A 2,756-nucleotide genomic window follows, 5' to 3' on the forward strand; every position below is an offset into this window, starting at 1 on the left:
CCAGTACTCGTAGCCGCCCTTGTCCGGCGCCCGCAGGAAGGCTGCGGTGTAAATACGGCAGATCTGCTGGCCCAAGGTATTTGTAATCATTGTTTTCCCAGTGTTGTTAGTAAGAAAGTCTTGGATTACACATTTGGGCGGGGTCCGGGTCAACCCATAACTATGGGATTGACTTGTGGTTAGCGGGAGCGCTAGTAATTCGAGCAGGCATACCAAAAGGAGTAGCGCGGGGACCCGCCGAGGCAGCGCGAAGCGAAACCATAGGTGCGCTCGAGGTACACCCATTGGTGGGTTTCGCGTCGCTCTACCCACCCTACGGTTCTTTGCCTGCAAAGATCAGCGGGATGATCTTGGTAGACAGTCCAGATAATTCTCAGGTACGTTGAGGGCCGTAGGGTGGGTAGAGCGAAGCGAAACCCACCATGCGCCCCAAATACCGATGGTCCACGGTATTCGCGTGGCTACGCTGCCCTACCTCGGTCGCCACGCCCTCCCCCTCCGTCAAATTCACCTGCTTGATCCATCACGCTGCCTCAACCAAAAGTAGCAAATGTAACCAAGAATCCATGCAGATATTGAGAAACACCAAGATGACAACTTTCGTTGCTTCTAAGATTGTTTTTACCAATGCAACCAGAAGGTCCGAACACCATGACCAGCCCGATCCCGATTCTTGTCTACCACCGTATCGATGAACAGGGCCTGTCCACGTCGACGCCGCCCCGCCAGTTCCGGCAACACCTGCTGTGGCTGAGCCGCCATGGCTGGCGATCCCTTTCCGTCAGCGAGTTCGAATTCTATGCATCGCGCGGGCGCGATTTCCCGTCGAAGTCCTTTGTGCTGCATTTCGATGATGGCTATGAGAGCATCGCGTCGGCGGCGCTTCCGGTGCTGCAGGAGCTGAACTTCCAGGCAGTGTGTTTTGCCGCCACCCAGCTTATCCGCGGCGCAGCGGGCGCCGGTGAGCCGCAGACGCCGGGCGACGACACCTTCCTGTCATGGGAGCAGATCCGCGCGCTGCAGTCGGGCGGCCAGATCGAATTCCATTCGCACACGCATGCGCACAAGCGTTCGGTACAGCTCGCGCCGCAGGACCTGATGCACGACCTGGAAACCTCGCGCGATCTCCTCGCCGCCGAACTGGCGCTTCCGCGCAGTCACTTCACGCATCTTGCATGGCCATGGGGAGAGTCGGACCGGGACTGCAGCAGCGTCGCCCGCAAATGCGGCTTCCATTACCAGTACACGGTGTCGCGCGCCGCCTTCCGCCATGCGTCGCCGCTGATACAGATCCCGCGCACCTGCTACGACGGCGCAAGCTATGTCGACTTCCAGATGCAGCTGTGGCTGCAATGCGGCCCGCTGTCGTGGCCCTGGCATGTGATGTATCCGGTGGCCAGAAAACTGCGCCAGCCGCGGCCCCAACTGCCGGCCGGGCGTATTGCGCCGGCAGCGAACAAGGCAACGGATCGGCTTCCCTTCTGAGATAGCTTATTCCCGGGCGGCGCCGGCATCGGCGCAAAAAAAAGGACCGGTTTCATTGCCGGTCCTTTTCCGTTTCGGGTCAGCTGTCAGGCCAGCGACTTCACCCACTCGAGCTGCCGCGGCAGGCAAACCGTTTTCAGGTCGTAGTGCTCGCGCGCGAACTGCCGCGCGTTCGCCCCGAGCCGCGCCCGCTCGTCCGGCTGGTCCAGCAAGGTACAGACCTGGTCCGCCAGCCCCTGCACATCAAAGAAATTCACCAGCCGCCCGGTCTCGTTGTGCCTGATCGCCTCGTACAAAGGCTTGGTGTCGCTGGCGACGATCGCGCAACCGGCGCTCATCGCTTCGAGCAGGCTCCAGCTCAGCACGAACGGATAGGTATGGTAGACATGCACCGTCGACAGCTGCAGTAACGGGATGAAGTGCTCGTAGGGGATATTGCCCAGGAAGTGCACACGCGCCCAGTCCGCGTCGCTGATCTTCGGCCGCACTTCCGCCGCAAAGATGTCTTTCCATTTGCGTCCGCCTTCCGGACGCGCGCCATAGCTTACATCGTCGCCGCCGACGATCAGTACCCGCGCATTCGGCCGGCGCGTGAGCAGTTCCGGCAGCGCGCGCATGAAGATGTGATAGCCGCGATACGGTTCGAGGTTGCGGTTGACGAAGGTGATGACCTCGTCCTGCCTGGTCAGCGCGATATTCCCGTTCAGTTTCAGGCTGACGCCGGGGTTCGGCTTCACCGCATCGGTGTCGATGCCGTCATGGACCACCGTGATCTTGCTGCGGAACGGCGCGGGAAAGGTACTCGCCTGCCAGAGCGTCGGCGAGATGCCGGCATCCGCGATTTCGAAGTGCAACAGGTTGTTGATGTTCTTCAGGCGCAGCCGGCAGGCGTCGCCTTCGTCCTTCGACGGGAATTCCGGATCGAAACCGACGTCGGCGCCGCTCGTGTGGTAGAAGAACTCGGCGTAGATGCCAAGCTTTGCCTGCGGCCAGACATCCTTGATGAAGAGGCTTTCGCCCCAGCCGGGATGCGAGATGATGACGTCGGGCGTGAAACCCTTCTCTCTCAACTGCAGCGCCGCGCGAAAGCATGCTTCGCCGCGGATGGTCTTGGTCTCGAAGTCGCTTACCCAAGGGTGGACATTGGGCGTTGTTCCGCGGTGGGCGGAATAGAAAACAAGTTTCACTCCCCGCCATTCGGCGGTCTTGACCTGTTGCATCGTCATGGCGACGACTTCATGGCCCTGCTTCGCTAGAGCCGGCGCAAGAAA

2 protein-coding genes are annotated in these 2,756 nt (G+C 60.6%); one reads left to right on the forward strand and one right to left on the reverse strand.

Annotation, left to right across the window (positions count from 1 at the left end):
• The first annotated feature begins 651 nt into the window (after positions 1-651).
• Entirely contained in the window at positions 652-1,485 is an 834-nt protein-coding gene (locus tag VFF99_RS01380) for a polysaccharide deacetylase family protein (RefSeq protein ID WP_325014263.1), read from the forward strand.
• 86 nt (positions 1,486-1,571) lie between these two features.
• Here VFF99_RS01380 and VFF99_RS01385 read toward each other — a convergent pair.
• A partial coding sequence (locus VFF99_RS01385) for a glycosyltransferase (RefSeq protein WP_325014265.1) occupies positions 1,572-2,756 on the reverse strand: 1,185 nt, incomplete at its 5' end.

Source organism: Noviherbaspirillum sp., from assembly GCF_035654295.1.
In the GTDB taxonomy this organism is placed as follows: Bacteria; Pseudomonadota; Gammaproteobacteria; order Burkholderiales; family Burkholderiaceae_D; genus Noviherbaspirillum.

What these genes read in the sequence shown, in the direction of transcription:
- VFF99_RS01380 (WP_325014263.1), top strand. Translation starts at nt 652, where the DNA reads ATGACCAGCCCGATCCCGATTCTTGTCTACCACCGTATCGATGAACAG.